Raw genomic sequence first — 17,012 nt, forward strand, 5'->3', positions numbered from 1 at the left:
ATATTACATTATACTTATAGGTGCATCATTGTCATGAAGCTTTGGGTAATCATATGGATTTGGCAGTTGATAATGCCACCATTCATATTTATAAAATTCAAATCCGGCAAATGTCATAATTCCAAGTAGCAACATTCTGTTTTTTAAAACTTCATCTCTAACTTCAAAACTTGTATGATGGGCGCTTTCTTCAAATGAGTCAAACGCAGTACCCATGTCTAGCTCATTATTATTTTGGTCAACCAGTGTAAGATCTATAGCAATTCCACGTGTATGAGTCGCAATTCCATTGTCAGGGTCTGAAACATAATTTGAGCCTGGAAAAGCGTCATACATCAATTTCTGAGCTTCAAATGGTCTAAAGCCATCAAAAATTTTAAGCTTATAACCCATGCGACTTGCAGACTCTACTGCTTTTTCCAGTGCCTGATAAGCATTAATATGAAGCATAACAACTGGCTTCTGGTATATTTGCGTTCCAACGAAATTGTCGTTAGTTGCATATTTGACATCTAGTATCACATCCAGTTTTGCGGTATCTATAATAATTAAATCAGATTTTATCATAATTTATTAGCATAATAAGTTTTGTATTGTTATTATACTATTTATCACATACAAATATATTGCAATAAAAAGTTCATAGAGATTTGTTATGAAAAAAATAACAATTTTACAAGTTGTCCCATCTTTATATTCAGGTGGGGTGGAAAGAGGCACTGTTGAAATTTCGGAAGCTATAGTTAAAGCTGGTATGAATTCTATAGTTGTCTCAAGCGGCGGAACCATGGCGTCAAAGATTACAGACCATGGTGGTATGCATATTACCCTAAACGTTGCTTCAAAAAACCCTTTTGTCATTAGAAGTAATATTAAAAAAATATTAGCAATTATAGAAAATTATAATGTAAGCCTTGTGCATGCAAGAAGCAGAGCGCCAGCGTGGAGTTGCTATAAAGCTTGTAAAATTAAAAATATACCATTTGTAACAACCTTTCATGGTACGTATGGTCACAATTTTATTAAAAAACACTATAATAAAGTAATGACATATGGTGATAGAGTTATTGCAGTATCAAATTACATTAAGGAATATATATCAAAGCATTTTCCAAAAGCTTTAGAGCGTACTTTGGTGATACACAGGGGTGTGGATACTCATCATTTTGACCCATATGCCGTACCTGAGCAACGTATTGTTAATGCAAAAGTTAATTTAAATATTAATGATATAGGCGATAAATCGGTAATATTGTTACCAGCAAGGGTAACCCGCTGGAAAGGTCATTTGTTATTTATCGAGGCACTTAAGCAACTTGATAAAAGCAAGTATAGAGCAGTAATATTGGGCGATAGTAAAGGACATAGTAACTATCTTTCAGAACTTAAAGATGTTGTGGAAAAAGCAGGATTAGAGGGAAATGTTACATTTGTTGAGCATTTATTTGATATGTCGGCAATTTATATGGTGTCTGATATTGTTGTAATTCCTTCGCTAAAGCCCGAAGCATTTGGCAGGGTTGCAATAGAAGCGCAGTCTATGGCTAAGATTGTTTTAGCCAGTAATATAGGCGGGGCTATTGAAACAATAATCGATGAAGAAACAGGCTTCTTGTTTGAATCGGGCAGTAGTGATGATCTTGCACTAAGGCTTCATGAAATTATGACTATGGATTCTAAGCACAGACAAAGATTGGGAATTAAAGCAAGAGAGCATATTATTGAAAACTTTACACTTGCTAAAATGCAGGCTGATACTATAAAAGTTTATAAAGAACTTTTAAATATAGTATAAAATGCATAAGCTTTCAGTATTTATAATCACAAAAAACGAAGAAAAACGTATTGCTAAAGTATTAGATAGCATTTCAGCAATTGCATCTGAAGTTATTGTAGTTGATAGCGGAAGTACCGATGGTACCGAAGAAATTGTAAAATCTTACGGACATAAATTTGTCTATAATTCATGGAATGGTTATGAAAAACAAAAGATATTTGGTGAAGCGATTTGTTCACATGACTGGATTTTAAATATTGATGCCGATGAACCATTAAGCCCAGAGCTTGCAGGTGAAATTTATAATATATTAAAAAAAGAATCACCTGAATTTAATTGCTATAGAATTCCTATCAGGATTGTTCATAGAATATCTAAACATAATTCAAAATTTGCTCCTACTAACAGTCCGATAAGGCTTTATAATAAGAAATATGCGTCTTTTAGCGCTAAAAAAGTTACGGGTCTTGCTCATGATTCTGTATTCCCAAAAGATGCTAAAGAGCCTGTTGGTAAGCTTAAGCATCCTGTTTATCATATGTCACTGATATCTATTGATCAGGCTGTTGAGAAAGCGCATTTCGTAAGCACTGTGCAGGCAAATGACCTTATCATGAAAAATCGTATTCCTGGTAGGTTGAGAATAGTATTTGAGCTATTTGCTGCATTCTTTAAGGCTTATATTTTGCGCAGGTACTTTCTATTTGGATTTGACGGTTTTGTAGATAGTGCAATTTTTGCATTTGCAAGGTTTTTAAGGCTCGCAAAAGCCAGAGAGTATTATTTAACAAAAGTAGATACTTCCCGCGAATAAGTAAATGAACTTGCTTCAAATTAATTTATTGTTATATAATAAGGTTAATATAGAAATTAACATAAATTTGTAAGCAAGGTAACAATGCAGAAAGGTACGGTAGGTGTCATCGGAGCCGGTGATATAGGTTTTAATATTGCCGAAGTAATGGCGTTAAAAGGGCATGACGTTATTGTTTATAACAGATATCACGAAGTAGATGGCAAGCCGGGTCCTTACTGGTTATCTAAAATGGGTATTGTGATGGATATCAACGATTCATTGCAGCTACCAGGGGCTGGAAGTGTATGTCTGGTTCATGACCTTGATAAACTGAGTAACGTTGATTACATTGTAATTACAGCTGGTGCTAAACGCAGTAGCCCTGAAGAGACAAGAGAAGAGCTGGCAGGTAAAAATGCTAAGATTATTGCTGGTTTCGCAGAGTTAATATCCAAAAATAGCAAAGCACTTACTTTAATTGTAACTAATCCTATTGATTTTTTAGCTAGATATCTAATTGAAGAAGTTGCTAAAGTATCAGGTAAAAAATTAGAAGAAGTGGCTAAAAAAATCGTGGGCGTTTCATATGTTGATACTATGAGACTTAAAAACGCTGTAAAAGAATTTCTGGAAATTCACCATCCTGAAGTTACAAACCCTATCATAGAAGGTATTGCGCTTGGAGAACATGGTCCTGCAATGGTTCCTATTATGAGTCAGGTGACAGTTAATGCAAGACCGCTTACAGATTTTGCTAACGAAGACCAAATTGAAGCTATCAGAAAGCAAACAGTGCTTAGAGGTAATGATATTATTAAGCTTACAGGTGCGTCATCTGTTATGGGTCCTGCGCACGCAGTATGTTATATGATTGAGCAAATTGACCTTAACCCAAGGGTTCAACTGCCATGTTCTGTATGGGATAATGGTAGCTGTATAGGTAAGCTTGTTGAGTTTTTAGCAAGGCAAGCTCATAAAATTTTACAGGTTACAAAATCTGACCTGGAACTTGAAATGATGAAAAAATGTAAAACAACACTTGACGCACAATACAATGCCATTATAGGATTATTAAAAAAATAATATTTTGGCAATTTTAGATGCAGTCAAATGATAATAGTGGTGAATTTCACCTTGAGATCTCAAAAGAAACCAAAAGGCTCGAGCAGTATATTGCTTATGTTTTGTCAGAAATTGAGATTATAAATCAGGAAATTGCATCTATTAAAAATCAGCTAAGAACTTTTACAACAAAGTTTATAGATGAACTATCGCTAATGTTTGACCAGTTTGGAAATAGCGATGATTTAACTTTAAAACAAAGTAATGACAATAAAGAAGATAACAATATATCTTATATTCAATCAGATTATCTGAAGCCTTTGTATAAAACACTACTCAAAAAATTACATCTGGTAGTTTGTCAAAGCAATAACCTTAACCTTATCAACATTCTAAACCATGCATATAGAAACGCCGATATGCATACTCTTATAAAGCTTGAACAAACCCTTATGGACAATAACTATAATTTTGGTGGTTATGACTATATGTGTTACCTAGATGACATATACAGTTATTACACTGTTATATTAAATAAGGTGAAAAGGACAAAAGCTTTTCTACTTGCAAGCGAAGATTATAAATTGTATTTAAAATATGTGTATGGTAAGGCGGAAGGGCAGGTTATTCATGAAATTGACCAGGAAGAAGCCGAAAAAATGCATCTTAAACTAAAATTTATTTTTGAAGAACCAAAACAATAATTATACATATTGCATAATAGTTAAAAATTTAATATAATTAATTATATATTAGATTTAGAGATTATCATGCTTGGAATTGCTGGGATTGTTATAACATTTGTATGCGTATTTTTACCATATATGCTTGCCGGAGGTAAGTTTGGTATTATTTTGTATGCCCTTCCATTTGAGCTTACCACTATTGCGGGTGCGGCGGCGGGTGCTTATATGCTTGCAAATAAGGGTAAAACTGGTAAGGCGTTAATGAAGAACTTTGGTAAGGTTTTTAAGGGTTCTAAAAGAAAGAAAGATGATTATATTCAGTTATTGACCCTCCTTTTTGCTATTATAAAAATTATTAAAACCAAAGGCTTTGTTGAGCTTGAGCCTCAGATAGAAAAACCTGAGGAAAGCGAGCTTTTCAAAAAATATCCGCTAGTATTACACGATCATTTTGCAGTTACCCTTATATGCGACACTTTAAGAATGATGACTATGAATATGGATAATCCTTATCATGTTGAAGATGTAATTGCTTTTTCGCTAGAGAGACATCACCATGATGCTGTGCATCCTGCGCACTCACTTCAGACTGTTGCTGACGGACTTCCTGCGATTGGTATCGTTGCTGCGGTACTTGGTGTAATCAAAACAATGGCAAGTATTACCGAACCACCTGCTGTTTTAGGTGCCATGATCGGTGGTGCGCTTGCTGGTACATTCCTGGGGGTATTTATGGCGTATTGTTTTGTTGCCCCTATGGCAGGTAAAATGAATGAAGTTGCTGAAGAAGAAGGCTGCTTCTATGACGTTATTAAAAAAGTATTCGTAACCCACCTTCATGGTAGCGCACCACAAATTTCAATTGAGGTAGGCAGGGCATCTATTCCGCACCATCTGCAGCCAACATTTGCCGAAGTAGAAACTGCGCAGGGCAGTATTTAATATAATGTGATCGTTTAATTGAAAAAGGCGCATTTAAAATGCGCCTTTTGTATTATGCAGGGACTAGATTACCGCAGCAATGTTTATATTTTTTACCAGATCCGCAAGGGCAAATGCTGTTACGAGAAATGCTGGTATCAAAGTTTTTTTTAGCTTCTTTTGCAGCATCTTCAGGTTTTTCATAAGAAATTTCCATATGTAGGATACGCTCAACAACCATAACCCTTAAATGATCTAGCATTGATTTAAATAACTCAAATGCCTCACGTTTATATTCATTTAGGGGGTCTTTCTGACCATATGCTCTAAGTCCTATGCCAAACCTTAATTGATCTAAGGTAAGTAAATGATCTTTCCAAAGATAATCTAAGGATAAAAGCATAAAGCGTTTTTCAGCAAAATTCATAACCTCCGGCTTATGCTCTGTATGTTTAGCTTCATAAGCTTCATTTGCGAAATTTAAGCAGTATTCAATTAAATCATTAGGTACTAAGCCGTGTTTGCTTTTAATTTCAGAGTAATCAAATTCGTTTGCAAACATATTATGAAGGTTTTGCGCGAGTTCATCCCAAGCCCACATATCGCTGGTTGGCTTATTATATGTAGCATTACGCACCATTTCTTCAACATTTTCTTCAATCATTGAGCGGACGATATCACTTACACTCTCGCTATTAATAATATTTCTGCGTTGCTCGTAAATTACCATACGTTGCTCGTTCATAACGTCATCGAAGCGAAGTAAGTTTTTACGAATATCATAGTTTCGAGCTTCAACTTTATACTGAGCTTTTTGAAGAGCTTTGCTCACCCAAGGGTGCGAAATTGCTTCGTCGTCTTTCATACCCAGTCTTTTCATGGTATCTGCAAGCTTGTCTGAGCCGAAAATACGCATTAAATCGTCTTGTAACGATAAGAAAAATATTGTGCGTCCTGGGTCACCCTGACGTCCTGATCTTCCGCGTAACTGATTGTCAATTCTACGGCTTTCATGGCGTTCTGTACCGATAACTAAAAGACCGCCAAGCTCAAGAACTTCTCTTTTTTCCTGATCATGCTCAGATAAAATCTGGTTTTTAATCTTTGATGCTTCATTTTGATCGGAAATGTTTTTAATAGCATTCTGAATTCTTACCTGAATATTACCACCAAGCATAATATCCGTACCGCGACCTGCCATATTGGTTGCAATCATCACAGCACCCTTACGACCAGCCTGGGATATAATTTCAGCTTCCTGTTCATGATATTTAGCATTAAGTATCTGATGAGGAACATTTTCCTTTTTGAGCATAGTTGAAATAAGTTCTGATTTCTCAATGCTTGTAGTTCCAACTAATATTGGTTGACCTGCCTCATTTCTTTCTTTGATAAGCTTTATGATGGCTTTATATTTTTCTACTTCGGTACGAAATACTGTATCTTCTTCATCCACACGTTTTACTGGAATATTTGTTGGAATTTCAACAACATGCAGTCTGTAAATTTCACGGAATTCTCCTGCCTCGGTCATTGCAGTACCAGTCATCCCTGAAAGCTTATTGTAAAGCCTGAAATAGTTTTGATAAGTAATGGAAGCAAGAGTCTGATTTTCGTTTTTGATCGGAACATTTTCTTTAGCTTCTAAGGCCTGATGTAATCCTTCGGAATATCTGCGACCATCCATTGTACGACCAGTAAACTCATCAATAATCATGACTTGATTATTTTTAACAATGTAATCCACATCTTTTTGGAAAAGTTTATGCGCTTTTAAAGCCTGATTAACATGGTGCAATGTATTTACGTTGTTAATATCGTAGAGACTGCCTTCCATCATTCCGTTGCTTTCCAGCCACTCTTCAACAAAGTTAATACCTTCTTCGTTTAAATGAACATTACGACTTTTCTCATCTTTTTCATAATGTTCATCGCTTATTGCTGGAATTAGTCTGTTAATTTTTACATATAAATCAGACCTGTCTTCAGTTGCACCTGAAATAATTAAAGGTGTGCGTGCTTCATCAACTAAGATAGAGTCAACTTCATCTACTATTGCGTAATTTAGTTTACGCTGAACAAATGTTGAAGCATCGAATTTCATATTATCACGTAAATAATCAAAACCGAATTCGTTATTAGTTCCGTATGTAATATCGCAGCTATAGGCTGTTTTTCTGGCGTCATCATTCATACCGCTAAGTATGCATCCAACAGTTAAGCCTAAAAATTCGTGTATTTTACCCATCCATTCCGAGTCACGTTTTGCTAGGTAATCATTTGTTGTAACAATGTGTACGCCTTTAGATGAAAGTGCATTAAGGTAAGCAGGTAGTGTTGATACCAGAGTTTTACCTTCACCTGTACGCATTTCTGGAATCATGCCTTTATGAAGCGCAATTCCGCCCATAAGCTGTACGTCATAGTGTCTTTGTCCTAAGACTCTTTTAGCAGCTTCTCTTACTACAGCAAAAGCTTCGGGTAAAATATCGTCTAAACTTTCATTTTTTAATCTGTCACGGAATTTCTCGGTTTGATTTCTAAGTAAATTGTCATCCATAGACATGTATTTAGATTCAAGAGAGTTAATAATTTTAACTGTTTTTGCAAAATGCTTTATAATTTTGTCGTTTTTTGTACCGAATATTTTTTCAAAAATGCCAAAAACCATGGATTTATTTCCTAATTGCGTATCTTTATAATGTTATCAAACAACACTTATAAACAAATTTTTTGTATTTATACAGAAAAAACTGTATTTTTTAAAAATTTTAATTTAATAATATTTTGTAAACCTAATTTTTGGAGTAGTTTGTTTATGAAGTTTCTTTGTTTAACAACTTTAACATTATTGTCTTCTACAAATATTTCTATAGCTGCAGAAGACCAAAATATTCTTGCAACCTATGGCGATAACCAGGTTGTATCTAAAGAAGATTTATTAACAGAATTTGTTATGATGAATGGTGGAGTTATGCCATCTAATTATCCAACATATGAATCTATACCAGCAAGTACTAAGGAATCTATAGTAAAAAATATTGCTATGGGAAGAATTGTTCTTAAAGAAGCAGAGAAAGCATCATTTACAGAAACTACTCAAATGAAAAGAGAACTTGATAAGTTAAAGCGTTCATTAATGGAACAAAGTTTTATCAGGTATGTTGTTGAACAAAATATTAAAAAAGTAGACCTAAAAAAAGTTTATGCTGAAGAAGTGAAAAAAATTCAGGCAAATGCAGTAGTTGATTATCGTAAAATTGTTTTGACACCTGATAAAGTACAGGAAGTTTATGCTGTGATTGATAAATCAGGTAAAAATTTCGAGGAAATGGTGAAGAAATATTCTATAGATAGGGATACTTCTATTAATGGCGGATTGGTAAGAAATCATTTTGTTCCAAAAAAAGTAATTACACCATTTGATGATGTGCTGGCTAATCAGGCTGTTGGTACGGTTTCTAAACCAGTAGAGACTACATCAGGTTGGGCTATTTATAAAATAGAGGCAAGAACAGTTCCAAAGGCTCCGCAATTTGAAAACATGAAAAATTATTTACAAGGCAAAACATTTGAAGAATATAAACAGCAATATTTAAAAGATTTAGAAGCTACATATAAACTTCAAATTAACACCAATACAATTGCTTCAAGCTCCAAATAATTTACCGTAAAAGTATGCTATGAAATTTGCAGGTTTAAAAAATAGGCTTTCTATCGAGAGATTAATCGATAGTAAGCCTATTGTGCTAAAAAAATGGCATTTCATATTAATATCGATATTTTTTCATATTAATGTAATTGTGCCTTTGTTTTTAGACCTGTATTTTAATAAATTTGAAGTTCAGGAAATCAAGAAAGAAAGCATTGTTTATATTAATTTTGTTACTGAAGCTATTACCAAAAAAACTCCGCTGTCTCATAAAAAAGCACATGAAACACCAAAGAGCCTTACCAAAAATAAAGATCTAAAAACTCAAACTAAAGAAACAAAGGAGCCGACTCAAAAAGAAGTAGATAACATGAAAAGGGACTATGAAGAAAAAATGTCTTCAAGAGTTGCCCTTGTTTTAGAGCAAAATATTGATAGTTACGAGAATCTTTATGGTGAATTTATGCTTGAATTCAGTGTAGATCGTGACGGTCAAATTATAGATTATAAATTACTTAAGGAAGAAGACGACGAAAAAGCTAATGAAGAGCTTAAAGAGATACTAAAAAAGCTTAAAAAATTCGATGCTGTTCCAAAGCATTACCCTAATTTACCAAAATACCGTTTTGTAATGCCGCTAACTGTTGAATAGATTTAAATAGGAATGGACAGTATTAATTAAATCTATACTATTAATCTTAATTTATTATTCATGGTATTCAATATGTATACAAAAATTGCTTTATGTTCTGCTCTGATAATTGCCTCTTGCTCGCATCATAAAACTACTAGTTTTGATGAAGTAAAGGATAGTTTAACATTATCACAAAACTTGGATGATTATAATTTTGATAATAGTGTTTTAAGTTTAAATACTGACTTATCAGGATTTTATTCAGCTTGGCAAATTAACAATGATATTAGTTATTATGTCGATTATTATCAAAAAGTTTTAAATAATTTGTCTTCGTCTTACTCATTGAATCTATTGCCAAGATCTAATGATGAATTTGAAAAAGATAAATATAATGCCGATTTTTCATCGTTATTGTTAGTTAATAAAAAAGGTTTAATTACCAGAAATAGTAATTTAAGAGCGCTTCCAACTGATAAGCCTTATTTTGCAGATCCAGCGCAAGCAGGAGAGGGGTATCCATTTGATTATGCTCAGGAAAGTTACTTATATATCGGTACTCCTGTACGTATCAGTCACTATTCAAAAGACAAAGCCTGGGCATATGTAATTAGCAATGATAAGGCATTAGGTTTTGTGAGGTCTGATCATGTTATGAAAATTAGTGATTTGCAAGCTGAAGAATTCCAGTCTTATAAATTAGTTCCAGCTATCAAAGATGACGTTCCATTAATAAATAATGGTAGTTTCGTTGAATATATTAAGCTTGGAATGCTTTTTCCTTCAAAAGATGGAAATATACTTATTCCTGTTAATAACAAGCTAACATGGATTGCGAAACCAAAAGATGTAGCTAGCCACGTTCTAAAGTTTAATTCAGATAATATAAGCCTGATAGCTAACCAGATGATAGGCAAGGAATATGGTTGGGGCGGACTTTTAGGTGCAAGAGACTGTTCACAATTTCTTAAAGATTTCTATACTTCTTTTGGACTATATTTGCCAAGAAATAGCAAGGATATAGCCAATTATTCTAAAAATGTTATTGATCTAAAAGAAATGAGCAATATTCAAAAATTAGAAGTAATTTCCGAGCAACAGCCTTTTTCAGCCTTATTATATAAGCCTGGTCATATTACCATTTATATGGGGGTGATGCAGCAAAAGCCTTTAGTTATGCAAAGTTTATGGGGCGTTAGAACCGAATCTGGTAAAAATAGAGGCAGAAATATTACTGGTAAGGTTTTTATATCTACTTTAGAATATGGTGAAAATCATCCATATTATCATAAAAATACTTCTTTTATCAATTCGGTTGCATCTATTATTGTCCTTAAAAAATAAGGCTATATCATTAAATTAAGTTGGTATTGCTGCTATATTAAATATGTAATAGTAGTACCAATTATCTATTAAACTTAGTTATAGTTTTTTAAGTTGAGGTTTGCATGCGTCATTTCCTCGCTAATGTAGTTTTTACTAAATGTCGCTCGTTATTTCTGTGCAAAACTCAACTTAATTCACTATGAATACAGCAAATTAATATTGGTCATTAATAGTATTAAAATTTAATTATTAGCACATATATATTTTAATCAATAAATTCATAGACATTGCAAATTTACTAAATATAAGTTAATAAAAAAAGTTAACTAAATTAGTAAGTTATTCAAATTTACCAGTAAACTAAAGCCTATGCAATTTTACGTTGTTTTATTGCATAATTACTATTGCAGGTTATCTATTTGTATTTTATAATAATTAATATATTAACTTTTGTGGAATGTACTATGGCTGATTTAGACCAAGATGTTACCAGTTTGCCAGAAAGGATGACCATTGAGACAATAGATGAGATGCAAACCTTATTTAAAGGCCTTAAGTTAGATGGTGATGTAATGCTCGATGCTTCTAAAATAGATAGAATCACGACTCCTGGGTTTCAGTATCTTATATCCATATCAAATGAATGCAAAAAAAATCAAAAAACTTTTAAGGTTGTAAAGCCTTCAGAAGCTTTTATTAATACGGCCAAAACATTAGGTCTAATGGGTCAAATCGGTGAATGGAGTAATGACTTATGACAAAAATAGCTATGACAGTAGACGATTCAAAAACAATGAGAGATATGCTCGCATTTACGCTTGCTCAAAATGGTTTTCAGGTGTTGCAAGCCGAAGACGGAGTTCAGGCAATATCTGTTTTAGATAATAAAAAAGTTGATGTAATTATTACAGACTTAAATATGCCTAATATGGATGGTCTTACATTAATAAAAAAGTTGCGTGAAAACCCAACATATAAATTCACTCCAATTCTAATGTTAACCACAGAGAGCGATGATACTAAAAAAAGTGAGGGTAAGGCTGCAGGAGCGACAGGTTGGTTAGTAAAACCTTTTAATCCTGAAAAATTAATGCAGGTAATTAGTAAGGTTTGTCCTTGAGGGTTAAATTATGTCTACAGACAATACAGAGCAATTTAAGAAGACATTTATCACCGAGTGTTTCGAACTGCTTACGGACGCAGAGTCAATTTTATTAGAAATAAATGTTGATTCAGCATCGCTAGACGACCTAAACGCAATTTTTAGATGCGCGCATTCCATTAAAGGTGGTGCGGGCGTTTTTAGTATGAATAATATAGTAAAATTCACTCACGTTGTTGAGACTTTACTTGATAAACTCCGCGACAGCAAAATCACGCTTACAAAGCCAATTGTAGATATATTAATCAGAGCAAATGATATCATTACTAAAATGGTTGAGGCTGCAAGAGATAATAAAGAGCTTGATGATGATTTCGGTGCGGGTGTACTAGAAGAAGTAGAAGCCGTTTTAAGTGCTCATGGTGAGGGTCATGGTGCTTCTAAAGCTGCTTCACAAGCGCCAAAAGTAAATCAAGCAAAGCCTACTTCAAAATTTATAAAGCAATACTTAATCGAATTTATTCCATCGCCTGAAATGTTAAGATCAGGAAGTGAGCCTTTTGTTTTAATTAAAGCGCTTTCAAATCTTGGTATTCCTAATGTAAGATGTAAAGTTGAAAATATCCCTGATTTTCATGATATTGATCCTATTTCGTGTTATATGTCATGGGAAATTGACTTAGAAACAAGTTGTTCGGATAATGATATTGCGGATATTTTTGAATTTGTATCAGACGTTGCAAAAATTAAAATATCGCAGCAGTCAGAAATTGAACTTCCATTATCTGAAGAAGAATTAAAGGCGCATGAAGCTCAGTCGCCAGAGCAAGAAGAAGGAAAAGCAAGCGAAGATAAAACACAGCAAGCAGCTAAAGATACTTCAAAAGATGCAAATAAAAACGCGGCTTCATCAAATACCACAACCATTAGGGTTGATACTGATAAAATTGATAAGCTTGTAAACATGGTAGGTGAGCTTGTTATTACCCAGTCAATGTTATATGACCAGGCTAAAAGATTACCAATGGAGTACCATGGCGGTATTTTAAGGGCTATTGAAGAGTTATCTCAGCATTCAAGAGAGCTTCAGGAAGCTGTAATGTCTGTAAGAATGCAACCAGTAAAATCATTATTCTCTCGTATGCCAAGGCTTATCAGGGATTTGGCAGGCCAGCTTGGCAAAGACATAAAAATAGAAATGTCTGGTGAGCAAACCGAAATTGATAAAACAGTTATTGAGCAGCTTGGTGATCCTCTAATGCATATGATACGTAATTCATGCGATCATGGTATTGAAAAACCTCAAGATAGAATTGCTAAGGGGAAACCTGCCCAAGGTTCAGTTTCTCTTTCGGCAGCTAACCGCGGTGGCCGTATTATTATTGAGATTAAAGATGACGGTGCTGGGATTAATCGTGATAGAGTTTATAAAAAAGCACTTGAGAAAGGCTTAATTGATCCGACTGTTCAGTTATCGGGTGAAGAAATTGATAACCTAGTATTCTTGCCAGGATTTTCTACAGCTGAAGTTATAAGTAATATATCTGGTCGCGGTGTAGGTATGGACGTTGTAAGACGTAATATTGAGGGACTTGGCGGAAGTGTTGTTATTAAAAGTGAAATGGGTAAGGGAAGTGTATTTACTGTATCTCTCCCGCTAACACTTGCGATTCTTGATGGTATGATTATAAGGGTTGGAGAGGAGCAATACATTATTCCTATCGAAAACATTGTTGAAACATTAAGCATTAAACATGGTGAAATCAATGAGGTTACTAAAGGTAATCAGGTTGTAAATATCCGTGGCGAGTTCATTAATATTATTGAACTTCATAAAATTTTCTCAGTAAGTGCAGCTAATGATAATGGCGCAGCAACTTTAGTAGTGTTAGTTGAAAGTTTAAATTCAAAATTTGGTTTGGTTGTCGATGAACTTTTAGGACAGCAGCAGGTTGTAATTAAAAGCTTGGAAGAAAACTCAAACCCAATCGATGGTATAAGTGGCGCAACAATATTAGGTGACGGCAAGGTTTCGCTAATTCTTGATATATCCAAAATACCGACAATTCATCAGAAAATTTTAGTTAAAGAAAATCCGATAGAAAAACGCTTAAAAATAGAGGAGTGCTAAAATGAGTGTAGAATTAAATTTAGCTACGGATAACAAGAAGGGCGGTTCTTCCGACTTAAAAAAGTTCTTAAGTTTTACAGTAGGAAAACTTGAGTATGCCGTAGATATAATGATGGTTAGAGAAATTAAAGTTTGGACGGAAGTAACAAGGCTTCCTAACTCACCTGAAGAAATGAGGGGTGTTATGAATCTTCGTGGTGTTATTATTCCAATTTTTGACTTACGTACAAGATTTGGTCAGGGTACAACTGAGGCTACAAATAAGAATGTGGTAATTATATTATCCGCAGGAAATAGAATTATAGGAATTTTGGTTGATGCAGTTTCTGACATCCTAGATGTGGAAGCTACAGAAATCAAGGCATCACCGACAAGTGAGACAGAAATAGATGATAAGTACATTAGTGGCCTTGTCTCTATTAATGAGAGAATGGTCATAGTACTAAATATGGAAGAAATGTTTGGTCAAATTAACATCGAAAATATTAAACAATAGGGGGCTATAATGATAAAGATGTTAGGTTCTATTAAGGGTAAGGTTCAAGCAGCAACAGGGCTAGTCGTTGCTCTAGTATTGATTATAAGTATTACAATTGTAATTAAACTTGAAAATATTCAAAAAGGTGCAAATGAAGCAGATGAAATGATAGATTTATCATATTTAATCTGGGAGTATCAAGGGGCAGATAGGGGGATTTATAACGCAGGTGTAAGAGCTCTTGAAACATTTGAAAACTCTAGTGAATTTCAAAAATATCTACAGTCTTATAATAAAGCTAAAGATAATTTTGCTATTCATTATGAAAAATACAAAGACTTTAAATCTGGTTATCTAAATACTACATCAGACGGCTATATTGATAAAGTTAAAAAACTTATGGAAGATAGCTATAAAAACATGTTAGCTATTACAAATTTATTTGAACAAGCTATTAATGATACTAATGTAAGTTATGAAAAAAGAAAATTAATTCTAAGTGAAATAGAATCTAAAATGTCAGAACGTTCAGCTTTGAATGTTAAAATGAGAACTGAATTATATGAATATTCTCCTGAAATTAAAGATAAACTCAATAAGGATATCATTACTGCTAAAAATATATTAGGATTCTTGTCTATAGTTGGTCTTTCTATAATTGGTTTTGTAATGTACAAAATTATTCAGCTTGTAATAAACAAAAATAGATCAATTGCTGAATTAATGGGTGCTTTTGCAAAAGGTGATACTAGTTATGTAGTTGCGCCTTGGATTGCATCTAACAAAGAAATTGCTTTAATTTTAGATGAAGCAGAGCATGTTAAAGGTTATATTAATAAAGCTGCAAGACTTCAAAATATGATAGATAATTTATCACTTCCAGTAATGCTTTGTGATAAAAACTTTAATATTACATATATTAATAAAGCATCACATGCAGCTTTAAAAAGGCTTGAGAGATTATTACCAGTTACAGTTGATAAGCTTGTTGGTGTTAATATTGATATTTTCCATAAGAACCCAGCACACCAAAGAAAGTTACTTGTTGATGAAACAAGAATGCCGCATAAAGCTGAATTCATGATTGGTGATGAATGGTTATCTTTAAATGCTAATATTCTTAAAAACTCAAACGGACAAATTGACGGTTCATTTGTTGACTGGTCAATTGTTACAGAGAAGAAAAGAGCTGATGCAGCAAACAAACAAGCTGTAGAAAATATTAACAGACTTATCGCATCAGCGTCTGATGGTGATCTAGAAGCTAAAATTGATACAAATGACCTAGAAGGTGTATACTTAGAAATCAGTAGCGGTATGAATAAACTTATGAATACAGTGCTTGTACCAGTAAGTAAATCAATTGAAGTGATGAATGATCTTTCTAAAGGTGTATTATATCATAAATTAGATGGTGACTTCAGAGGTATGTTTGCTAGCATGCAAAATGCTTTAAATGCAACAATTGATAAGTTATCATCTATTACAGTACAGATTAAAGAGTCTGCAAATTCAGTAAGATCTGCATCAAGCGAGATTGCATCTGGCGGTACAGACTTATCAAGCCGTACAGAACATCAGGCTTCTAACCTAGAAGAAACAGCGTCTTCAATGGAAGAATTAACTGAAACTGTACAGAAAAATACTCAAAACGCTAATAATGCTAACAAAGTTGCTATCGATGCCAGACAAAAAGCTGAGAAAGGTGGTGAAGTTGTTGGTAGTGCAGTTGGTGCGATGGGTAATATTGAGAAATCTTCACAGAAAATCTCTGATATTATCGGTGTAATTGACGAAATCGCATTCCAAACAAATCTCTTAGCTCTTAACGCTGCTGTTGAAGCTGCCCGTGCAGGTGACGCTGGAAAAGGATTTGCGGTGGTTGCTAGTGAAGTAAGAACACTTGCTGGTAGATCTGCGTCTGCATCTAAAGAGATTAAGAAGCTAATTATTGAGAGTGCTGAGCAAGTTCAGGATGGTGCTGTTCTTGTTAAACAGGCAGGTGAAACACTTGGTGATATCGTATCATCTGTTAAACAAGTGGCAGATCTTATTTCTGATATTGCGACAGCAAGTAATGAGCAAGCAAACGGTATTAAAGAGATTAATGCTGCAGTACTACAAATGGATGAGATGACACAGCAAAATGCTGCCTTAGTAGAAGAAAGCACAGCTGCTTCACATTCACTTGTAGAGCAGGCTAATACTTTAAACAGACTAGTGAGCTTCTTTAAGTTATCTGAAAACCAGCAAGAAGAAATGGCTGCCGAAGCCCCTAAGCCTATGCATAGCTCACCTGCTAAAAAGCCAGCTACTCACGGTAAGTCAGAGAACATGAAGAAATTATCTGATGCTAAAAAACCAGTTCCAGCTGCTCAAAGCTCAACACCTTCTAAAAAAGGTGATGATGGCTGGGAAGAGTTTTAGTAGTTAGATCATAGGAGAAA

Annotated in this window: 15 protein-coding genes; 13 read left to right on the forward strand and 2 right to left on the reverse strand. The window is 34.0% G+C overall.

The genetic code is table 11. The features are described 5' to 3' along the window. Positions 1 to 3 precede the first annotated feature (3 nt). Positions 4 to 567 carry a hypothetical protein gene (locus BGO27_00660; GenBank protein OJV13669.1) on the reverse strand — a complete coding sequence of 188 codons (564 nt, stop codon included), beginning with the start codon at positions 565 to 567 and terminating at the stop codon, positions 4 to 6. 88 nt (positions 568 to 655) lie between these two features. On the opposite strand from BGO27_00660, the gene BGO27_00665 reads away from it, so the two are divergent. The 5 genes from BGO27_00665 to BGO27_00685 all read left to right on the forward strand — a co-directional run bounded on the left by BGO27_00665 (position 656) and on the right by BGO27_00685 (position 5,263). After that, entirely contained in the window at positions 656 to 1,795 is a 1,140-nt protein-coding gene (locus BGO27_00665; protein ID OJV13670.1) for a hypothetical protein, read from the forward strand. Position 1,796: 1 nt separating this feature from the next. Further along, positions 1,797 to 2,591: a hypothetical protein gene (locus BGO27_00670; GenBank protein OJV13671.1), complete on the forward strand. Its 795-nt coding sequence runs from the start codon at positions 1,797 to 1,799 to the stop codon at positions 2,589 to 2,591. An 84-nt stretch (positions 2,592 to 2,675) separates the two neighbouring features. Then, positions 2,676 to 3,656, forward strand: coding sequence for a hypothetical protein (locus tag BGO27_00675; protein OJV13672.1), 981 nt, complete (start codon positions 2,676 to 2,678; stop codon positions 3,654 to 3,656). A 17-nt stretch (positions 3,657 to 3,673) separates the two neighbouring features. Further along, entirely contained in the window at positions 3,674 to 4,339 is a 666-nt protein-coding gene (locus BGO27_00680) for a hypothetical protein (GenBank protein ID OJV13673.1), read from the forward strand. A gap of 66 nt (positions 4,340 to 4,405) precedes the next feature. Further along, positions 4,406 to 5,263 carry a flagellar motor stator protein MotA gene (locus BGO27_00685; GenBank protein OJV13674.1) on the forward strand — a complete coding sequence of 286 codons (858 nt, stop codon included), beginning with the start codon at positions 4,406 to 4,408 and terminating at the stop codon, positions 5,261 to 5,263. A gap of 52 nt (positions 5,264 to 5,315) precedes the next feature. Here the strand turns inward: BGO27_00685 and BGO27_00690 are convergent, their stop codons facing one another. Further along, positions 5,316 to 7,913: a preprotein translocase subunit SecA gene (locus tag BGO27_00690; GenBank protein ID OJV13675.1), complete on the reverse strand. Its 2,598-nt coding sequence runs from the start codon at positions 7,911 to 7,913 to the stop codon at positions 5,316 to 5,318. A 147-nt stretch (positions 7,914 to 8,060) separates the two neighbouring features. Between BGO27_00690 and BGO27_00695 the strand changes: the two genes are divergently transcribed. From BGO27_00695 to BGO27_00730, 8 genes are all read left to right on the forward strand, one after another. Continuing rightward, complete coding sequence (locus tag BGO27_00695) at positions 8,061 to 8,906, forward strand: hypothetical protein (GenBank protein OJV13676.1); 846 nt, start codon at positions 8,061 to 8,063, stop codon at positions 8,904 to 8,906. A 19-nt stretch (positions 8,907 to 8,925) separates the two neighbouring features. Continuing rightward, positions 8,926 to 9,546, forward strand: coding sequence for a hypothetical protein (locus BGO27_00700; GenBank protein ID OJV13677.1), 621 nt, complete (start codon positions 8,926 to 8,928; stop codon positions 9,544 to 9,546). A gap of 72 nt (positions 9,547 to 9,618) precedes the next feature. Continuing rightward, positions 9,619 to 10,872 (forward strand): hypothetical protein, encoded by a 1,254-nt coding sequence (locus tag BGO27_00705; protein ID OJV13678.1) that lies wholly within the window; start codon positions 9,619 to 9,621, stop codon positions 10,870 to 10,872. Positions 10,873 to 11,318: 446 nt separating this feature from the next. Continuing rightward, on the forward strand, positions 11,319 to 11,612 hold the full coding sequence (locus tag BGO27_00710; GenBank protein OJV13679.1) for a hypothetical protein: 294 nt from the start codon (positions 11,319 to 11,321) through the stop codon (positions 11,610 to 11,612). Beyond that, complete coding sequence (locus tag BGO27_00715) at positions 11,609 to 11,974, forward strand: response regulator (GenBank protein ID OJV13680.1); 366 nt, start codon at positions 11,609 to 11,611, stop codon at positions 11,972 to 11,974. Before BGO27_00710 ends, BGO27_00715 begins: the two co-directional genes overlap by 4 nt. Positions 11,975 to 11,984: 10 nt before the next feature. After that, positions 11,985 to 14,087 carry a hypothetical protein gene (locus tag BGO27_00720; protein OJV13681.1) on the forward strand — a complete coding sequence of 701 codons (2,103 nt, stop codon included), beginning with the start codon at positions 11,985 to 11,987 and terminating at the stop codon, positions 14,085 to 14,087. 1 nt (position 14,088) lies between these two features. Then, complete coding sequence (locus BGO27_00725; protein OJV13682.1) at positions 14,089 to 14,583, forward strand: hypothetical protein; 495 nt, start codon at positions 14,089 to 14,091, stop codon at positions 14,581 to 14,583. 9 nt (positions 14,584 to 14,592) lie between these two features. Further along, on the forward strand, positions 14,593 to 16,992 hold the full coding sequence (locus tag BGO27_00730; protein OJV13683.1) for a hypothetical protein: 2,400 nt from the start codon (positions 14,593 to 14,595) through the stop codon (positions 16,990 to 16,992). The last annotated feature ends 20 nt before the right edge of the window (positions 16,993 to 17,012 follow it).

Source organism: Alphaproteobacteria bacterium 33-17 (assembly GCA_001897445.1).
Classification (GTDB): Bacteria; Pseudomonadota; Alphaproteobacteria; order Rickettsiales; family 33-17; genus 33-17.

What these genes read in the sequence shown, in the direction of transcription:
- BGO27_00660 (OJV13669.1), bottom strand. Translation starts at nt 567, where the DNA reads ATGATAAAATCTGATTTAATTATTATAGATACCGCAAAACTGGATGTG.
- BGO27_00665 (OJV13670.1), top strand. Translation starts at nt 656, where the DNA reads ATGAAAAAAATAACAATTTTACAAGTTGTCCCATCTTTATATTCAGGT.
- BGO27_00670 (OJV13671.1), top strand. Translation starts at nt 1,797, where the DNA reads ATGCATAAGCTTTCAGTATTTATAATCACAAAAAACGAAGAAAAACGT.
- BGO27_00675 (OJV13672.1), top strand. Translation starts at nt 2,676, where the DNA reads ATGCAGAAAGGTACGGTAGGTGTCATCGGAGCCGGTGATATAGGTTTT.
- BGO27_00680 (OJV13673.1), top strand. Translation starts at nt 3,674, where the DNA reads ATGCAGTCAAATGATAATAGTGGTGAATTTCACCTTGAGATCTCAAAA.
- BGO27_00685 (OJV13674.1), top strand. Translation starts at nt 4,406, where the DNA reads ATGCTTGGAATTGCTGGGATTGTTATAACATTTGTATGCGTATTTTTA.
- BGO27_00690 (OJV13675.1), bottom strand. Translation starts at nt 7,913, where the DNA reads ATGGTTTTTGGCATTTTTGAAAAAATATTCGGTACAAAAAACGACAAA.
- BGO27_00695 (OJV13676.1), top strand. Translation starts at nt 8,061, where the DNA reads ATGAAGTTTCTTTGTTTAACAACTTTAACATTATTGTCTTCTACAAAT.
- BGO27_00700 (OJV13677.1), top strand. Translation starts at nt 8,926, where the DNA reads ATGAAATTTGCAGGTTTAAAAAATAGGCTTTCTATCGAGAGATTAATC.
- BGO27_00705 (OJV13678.1), top strand. Translation starts at nt 9,619, where the DNA reads ATGTATACAAAAATTGCTTTATGTTCTGCTCTGATAATTGCCTCTTGC.
- BGO27_00710 (OJV13679.1), top strand. Translation starts at nt 11,319, where the DNA reads ATGGCTGATTTAGACCAAGATGTTACCAGTTTGCCAGAAAGGATGACC.
- BGO27_00715 (OJV13680.1), top strand. Translation starts at nt 11,609, where the DNA reads ATGACAAAAATAGCTATGACAGTAGACGATTCAAAAACAATGAGAGAT.
- BGO27_00720 (OJV13681.1), top strand. Translation starts at nt 11,985, where the DNA reads ATGTCTACAGACAATACAGAGCAATTTAAGAAGACATTTATCACCGAG.
- BGO27_00725 (OJV13682.1), top strand. Translation starts at nt 14,089, where the DNA reads ATGAGTGTAGAATTAAATTTAGCTACGGATAACAAGAAGGGCGGTTCT.
- BGO27_00730 (OJV13683.1), top strand. Translation starts at nt 14,593, where the DNA reads ATGATAAAGATGTTAGGTTCTATTAAGGGTAAGGTTCAAGCAGCAACA.